This is a genomic window from Lysinibacillus sp. UBA5990 (assembly GCF_002429815.1).
Lineage (GTDB): Bacteria > Bacillota > Bacilli > Bacillales_A > Planococcaceae > Lysinibacillus > Lysinibacillus fusiformis.
Genome location: NZ_DJAY01000005.1, coordinates 223073 through 229540 on the forward strand (window position 1 = coordinate 223073; position 6468 = coordinate 229540).

6 protein-coding genes and 1 pseudogene are annotated in these 6468 nt (G+C 38.0%); 2 read left to right on the top strand and 5 right to left on the bottom strand.

Going from position 1 to position 6468, the window contains the following annotated elements:
* Nucleotides 1–36 precede the first annotated feature (36 nt).
* The 5 genes from B3D94_RS04085 to B3D94_RS04105 form a co-directional block, all read right to left on the bottom strand.
* Nucleotides 37–609, bottom strand: coding sequence for a TetR/AcrR family transcriptional regulator (locus B3D94_RS04085; protein ID WP_008173298.1), 573 nt, complete (start codon nucleotides 607–609; stop codon nucleotides 37–39).
* 121 nt (nucleotides 610–730) lie between these two features.
* The gene (locus B3D94_RS04090; protein ID WP_069482596.1) at nucleotides 731–1258 is read right to left on the bottom strand and encodes a FixH family protein; all 528 of its coding nucleotides are present in this window, start codon (nucleotides 1256–1258) and stop codon (nucleotides 731–733) included.
* Between the two features lie 4 nt (nucleotides 1259–1262).
* Complete coding sequence (locus B3D94_RS04095) at nucleotides 1263–2651, bottom strand: sensor histidine kinase (protein ID WP_008173302.1); 1389 nt, start codon at nucleotides 2649–2651, stop codon at nucleotides 1263–1265.
* Entirely contained in the window at nucleotides 2648–3331 is a 684-nt protein-coding gene (locus tag B3D94_RS04100) for a response regulator transcription factor (RefSeq protein ID WP_069482597.1), read from the bottom strand. The genes B3D94_RS04095 and B3D94_RS04100 overlap by 4 nt, the downstream gene beginning before the upstream one ends.
* The gene (locus tag B3D94_RS04105; RefSeq protein WP_291754998.1) at nucleotides 3328–4299 is read right to left on the bottom strand and encodes a YncE family protein; all 972 of its coding nucleotides are present in this window, start codon (nucleotides 4297–4299) and stop codon (nucleotides 3328–3330) included. The genes B3D94_RS04100 and B3D94_RS04105 overlap by 4 nt, the downstream gene beginning before the upstream one ends.
* A gap of 178 nt (nucleotides 4300–4477) precedes the next feature.
* On the opposite strand from B3D94_RS04105, the gene B3D94_RS04110 reads away from it, so the two are divergent.
* Nucleotides 4478–5560 carry a glycosyltransferase family 2 protein gene (locus B3D94_RS04110; protein ID WP_069482599.1) on the top strand — a complete coding sequence of 361 codons (1083 nt, stop codon included), beginning with the start codon at nucleotides 4478–4480 and terminating at the stop codon, nucleotides 5558–5560.
* A 248-nt stretch (nucleotides 5561–5808) separates the two neighbouring features.
* Nucleotides 5809–6468 (top strand): annotated as a pseudogene (locus tag B3D94_RS04115) (collagen-like protein); the annotation flags it as partial.

Here is a 6468-nt window from a genome sequence, read left to right on the forward strand (position 1 = left end):
ACTTGATTCGATACTTTTGTGTATATCGAAATCGAATCAAGTTAGAATTAAACCTCGAAAGATTGTCTCCTTGAAAAGATTAAGAATCTTCTCTTCAGGGATCACATCACCGTGTAACTCATGCCAATCGACAACAAACGCAAGATAGGCCTTTAACAGCAAGTAACTAACCAGCTCCGCATCACAATCTCTAATTTCACCTTTATTAATACGTCGCTGAATTAACTCTGCAACATACGATAAAATTTCTGTCTCGATGCGTAGGAGCACCTGTTTAACAGCTGGTGTACGTAGTTCTTTTTCTTCCTCTATTAACTTTGCAAATAAAAGATGTTTTTCACGGAACTGTAGCATTTTCATTAAAGCATTATGTGCATTATCCATAAAGCTTGCTGATGCATCCAACACTGCATCCGCTTCACCCTTCATTTCTCGAACTAGTGACATAGCGATTTCCTGAAATAAAATCTCTTTATTTGCAAAGAATGTATAAATCGTACCTTTACCGACATTAGCTATCTTTGCCACTTGCTCCATTGTTGTTGCTTTGTAGCCAAACAATGTAAAAGATTTTGCAGCTGCTTCAAGAATTTCCTGCCTACGATCCATTAGTAACACCCTTTCTTGTTAGGTTATGTACATCAAAAGTACACTTTCATAAAAATGACCAGAAAACCATTTCGGTCATCTGGTCATTATCATATTCCTATTTTTAAAAAATTGCAAGTGTTTAATGATGATTTTCTTCATCTTTTTTTTCTTCAGCTTGATCAGTATCGTCAGATGTGCCATTATCATGGTTCATCATGTTATTATCCATACTATTATTGCTCTTTTCATCTTCTGGTAAAACTTGTGTCATATCAGGATTTCCTGCAATAATTTCTTGCTTAGGCATGTTATGAACACCATTTGCTGTTGTATGGGCATACATATAATAAACCCCATCATGATCAAATGTAGTTGTCGCTTTATATACGCCATCTTTGTCTAATTTTCCATCAACCATTTGGCCTTCATCACGTTTCCCTGATTCCCACACTTCAAACTCTACTACAGCATCATCAACATTTTTACCACCCTGCTCAACATGGGCTGCTAGCTCAATTGTTTCATTAAGTGCTACTTCTTTTGGTGTTAAAATTTCAACTTCTGGTATTTGTGGAACTTCAGGCTCTGGTAAAGCCTCTTCTTTTTTTTCTCCACAGCCTACCAATAAGGCAGGAACCGCAATTAGTGCAAATAACCATTTTTTCATTTTTTTAATCCTCCATTAACGGCAATGTAATCTTAACGATTGTGCCTTTTTCAATAATACTTTTTATTTCCAATCTTCCCTGTAGCTGTTTTAATAATTGCTCTACAATTGATAAACCTAGTCCACTCCCGCCATCTGCTCGACTTCGCGCCTTGTTAACACGGTAGAATCGCTCTGTTACGTGTGATATATCCTCTTGTGGGATGCCGATTCCATAATCTTTGATGGTGATTTGCGCACTTCCGTTCTTTTCAAGAGCAACCATTTCCACCTTCGAATTTTCATACGAATAATTAATAGCATTTTCAATAATATTGATGAAAATTTGTTTAAGCTTTACCTCATCTGCTTGAATAATTAAGGCATCGTCCACATCTAAATGTAATGTTATGTTCTTTTTATCAGCTTGATGTGTTAAGATTTTTTGAACTTCTCGTAAAGTCTCTCCCAGAGGAATTGGATACACTACAATGTCTGTTTGTTCATTTTCAGTTCTGGCAAGTTGCAGTAATTCATTCGTCAATCTCTCCATACGATTAGCCTCACGAACAATAAGCTGAATCGTTTCCTCTTTTTGATTTTCTGTGATGATGCCATTTTGCATTGCTTCACTATAGCCCTTTACATAGCTAATTGGTGTTCGTAACTCATGAGAAACAGTAGCTAAAAATGTTTTTTGTGCTTCATCCTCTTGCTGGATTGCCTCAGCCATTTTATTAAAGGTACTTGATAATTTACCGATTTCATCTCGCGAATTTACAGGTACACGTGTCTCATAATTCCCGTAAGACATCTGTTCCACAGCAAGTTGCAAATCGTTTAATGGTCGCATAATATGCCGAATACCTTTATAAATTAAATAACTTACAACCACCAAAAATATGAAAGCACTAATAAATAACAGAATCACTCCACTATTAGCTAATTCACTGATCTTGGCTAGAGGGAAATAAATGTAAATGATTCCTTCTAATCTATTTTGATCGACAAGGGGCAAGACTACAGAAATTAGCTGTCGATCGAAACGAGGTTCATAGCCAATTTTTTGCACATAACTACCAGAAAGTAATTTCTGTCTTTCTTCAGGTCCAATTAATGTTTCATAATCTATATCAAATGGAACACAAGCACTTAATTCACGTGGATTTCTTACTGCAAATATATTTAAATTTGAATAATCGTTAAAACGTTCAATATCTGCAATAAATTCATCCGTTACCTTTCCATTGTTATACATTGTCTGTAACTTTAGGCCAACCTCAACCATTGTATCTTCCGTATCTTGTACATATAAACGTTGGTATAAAAAATTCGTGAGGACATACATAAAAACAACAGTAATTATTAAAAATGCGAAAATTAACAACCAAATACGTGTGGCTATCTTCTTCATTCGCCAGGATCAAAGCGGTAGCCGACTCCCCAGACCGTTTGAATATGTGCAGCCGCTTCCTTTCCAAGCTTGATGCGTAAGGTTTTTATATGCGTGTCGACTGTTCGAGTCCCACCTACATAATCAATATCCCAAATGCGTTCTAATAACTGCTCTCGTGAATAGGCATTCCCTGGATTTTTCATAAATAAATGGAGTAGTTCAAATTCTTTTAATGTAAGGGGGATGCTTTTTCCATCGACCGATACTTTACGTGCTATTTCATCTATTTTAATGGGGCCAAATACAATATATTTTTGCTGAAGCTCCTCAATATTTGCACCACTTCTTCTTAATACTGCGTAAATTCTAGCGACAAGTTCATCATGTGTAAATGGTTTAACAATATAATCATCACCACCAAGAGTAAGGCCCTTCACTTTGTCCTCATTGGCGTCACGTGCTGTCAGGAATATAATCGGAACATTGGACATAGCGCGTATACTTTGACACACAACAAAGCCATCCTCGTGCGGCATCATTACATCAAGCAGCACTAAATCAATTTTCTCACGTACAATTATATCGTATGCCTCAGTACCACTCGCAGCAGTAAATGTTTCAATATCAGAGTTATTGAGCATCATTTCTATTAGGTTCCGCATATCTTGCTCATCATCAACTATTAATACAGTTGTCATTGTTTTTCCTCCCTTACTAACAGCTGAAAAGCACCTTTCCCGACATCAACTGTTTTTTCTTTCTGGCCATCTTTTATAAAGTGCAATTTGTGATCGTCATAACCAGCGACAACAATATACTCTTTAAATTGATTGACCACAAAAGGGTTTGCCCCTACTTCCTGCTGCCATTTTATATGACCATCAAAGTCAGCAACATATAACTCATTATGACCATGACTTACAACAAGTACAGCATCCTTTGTCTTTTTTAACCCTACTGGCATCAATGGCATGTTTATTTCACCATGCAATTGACCACTGCTCAAATCATATTTCTTAACCGAACTATTTGGCTTACTTCCTTCTCCATGTCCACCTATCCAGAGTTCATGTGTCTCATCTACAATGGCTATTCCATGTGAAGACTTTTGGATCGGCCACTCCTGTTCAATTTGTAAATCCTTCATATTTAAAACAGATAATTTTGTATCTTTGAAATTTATCACATACAGCTTATCCTTATACGATGCCATTGACATAGGATAATTACCTAGCCGCTGGGAGGCCAGCACGTTTCCTTCATGATCAAAGCTTGTCACTGTATTAGTTTTACTATTCGTTATAAAAAATTGCTTGATATTGTCATCATAATAAACATTTGTCGTACCAACCTCTACTTTTTGAGAATAGAGCTTTTCTCCTGTTGATAGTGTATAGACGTCAATAGTATTTAATTGGTGTCCGTATAAGAGAACTTGATCATCCCCTAGCAATGTTGCCCCTGAGTAAGCTCTATCAAATAACCACTTTGCTATTACATGGCCATTTTCATCAATAAAGTCCAATGATGGCTCTTGAATATTTAATGAAGCTATAAAATTTCGATCACGCTCAATCGATTCATACGATTTTTCAGTACAACCCGCTAACCAAACTATTTGTAGTAAAGAAAAAATGAAGAATGCCCATTTTTTCAACGTTATCACCTCTGCCCCTTTACTATACTTCACAATTGTGAAATTCGGGTGAAACTTGAAAGGTAAATTTATGACAAACCATAAAAATACATTTCACAATTTAGACTAAGCATTTCAGTTGTATTCATCCAGCCAATACTTCCTTCTATACATATACTACAAGGATAATGGTAAGGAGGAATAAAATGTGGTTTCCATCAGCTTATGTATGATTGTGAAAAATGAAGAGGATGTCATCGGAAGATGTCTTGAATCGGTTAAAGGTTTAGTAGATGAAATCAATATTGTAGATACTGGTTCAACAGATCGTACAAAACAAATTGTTGCTCAATTTACAGATAGAATTTTTGATTTTGAATGGATCCATCATTTTGCCGCTGCCAGAAACTATGCCTTTCAGCAAGCAACGATGGATTACATTCTTTGGTTAGATGCAGACGATGTTTTTTTAGAAGAAGATCAAGAAAAATTTAAGGCGTTAAAGAGTTCTCTTTCCCCTACTATTGATGCCGTTTCAATGAATTACAATCTTAGCTTCGATAGTGAAGGTAATGTAGATGCTTTAATAAGAAGAAACCGACTAGTAAAGAAAGAAAAAAGCTTCCAATGGATTGGTGCTGTCCACGAATATTTGGAAGTAGGTGGCGAACTAATAGATAGCGATATAGCGGTTAGTCACTTACCACTCACTCATGACCATTCACGTAATATTACGATATATAACACATTAGTTGAATCTGGCGAAACATTATCACCACGAGATACATTTTATTTTGCCAATGAGTTACTAGATCACGGTCAATTTGAAGAAGCCATTTACTATTACGAATTATTTTTAACGTCAAAGCTAGGCTGGGTGGAAGATAATATTCGTGCTTGCTTTAAATTAGCGGATTGCTATTCAAATTTAAATGATCGGGAAAACAATTTTAGTGCTATACTAAGAAGCTTTGAATACGATGTCCCCCGCCCTGAGGCCTGTTGTCGACTAGGTTATCATTTCATGGAGCAATATAAGAATTATGAAGCTATTTTCTGGTACGAACAAGCACTTATCATTAAACAAAATCCTAACGCTCCTTTTCAAAATAAAAGCTTCTCAACTTGGCTTCCTCACCTACAGCTTTGTGTTCTATTTGACCGTCTACAACAATACGAACTCGCAAACGCACACAATGAATTAGCCGGTTCCTTTATCCCTAACGACGCAAAAGTTTTACACAATAAAAAGTATTTTGAGCAAACCTTAAAAAAACAGGCTGATTCCTAAAAATTCTAATTGCTAGAATAAACAGGACAAAAGAATACTTATTAGTGTTTAGCAGGACTTTAAAAATCTTCAAGCTTTGTTAACAAATCTTCTATTTACTATTATTAAATAGTTATGTGTCTACCTCTTCTATCATTTCTCAGAATACGATATTTGAGAGGGGAGGTGAGACTTTGCATTTTGGAAATTATCTAAAACAAGTATGTAGTAAATGTAATTCTTTTCCTTGTTGTTGTAGAACTGGGCCTATTCCAAGTTGTCCAATTTGGCCTGTAAAACCTACCGGACCTACTGGCGGTATTACTGGGGCTACTGGGGCTACTGGGGCTACTGGGGCTACTGGGGCTACTGGGGCTACTGGTGTAACAGGGGTTACTGGAGCTACCGGTATCACTGGAGCTACTGGCTCTACTGGCGTTACTGGTTCCACTGGTGTGACAGGCACTACAGGGGTTACTGGCATTATGGGCGCTACTGGTGTTACGGGTATCACTGGCGCTACTGGACCTACCGGACTTGCTGGTTCCACTGGGGTTACTGGTTCTACCGGCTCGACTGGCGTTACTGGTTCTACTGGGTTAACAGGAGCTACTGGTGTAACAGGAGCTACTGGTGTTGCTGGTTCTACTGGACCTACTGGCGTTACTGGAGTTACTGGCGCTACCGGTGTTGCTGGTTCCACTGGACCTACTGGGGCTACGGGTGATATTGGACCTACTGGTTCCACTGGTATAACTGGAGCTACCGGCTCTACTGGGGTTGCTGGTTCCACTGGACCTACTGGGGCTACCGGACTTACTGGTTCTACTGGGACTACCGGACTTACTGGTTCCACTGGGGTTACTGGCTCTACTGGCTCTACTGGCTCTACTGGCTCTACCGGCGCTACCGGCGCTACCGGGGTTGCT

What these genes read in the sequence shown, in the direction of transcription:
- B3D94_RS04085 (WP_008173298.1), bottom strand. Translation starts at nt 609, where the DNA reads ATGGATCGTAGGCAGGAAATTCTTGAAGCAGCTGCAAAATCTTTTACA.
- B3D94_RS04100 (WP_069482597.1), bottom strand. Translation starts at nt 3,331, where the DNA reads ATGACAACTGTATTAATAGTTGATGATGAGCAAGATATGCGGAACCTA.
- B3D94_RS04090 (WP_069482596.1), bottom strand. Translation starts at nt 1,258, where the DNA reads ATGAAAAAATGGTTATTTGCACTAATTGCGGTTCCTGCCTTATTGGTA.
- B3D94_RS04095 (WP_008173302.1), bottom strand. Translation starts at nt 2,651, where the DNA reads ATGAAGAAGATAGCCACACGTATTTGGTTGTTAATTTTCGCATTTTTA.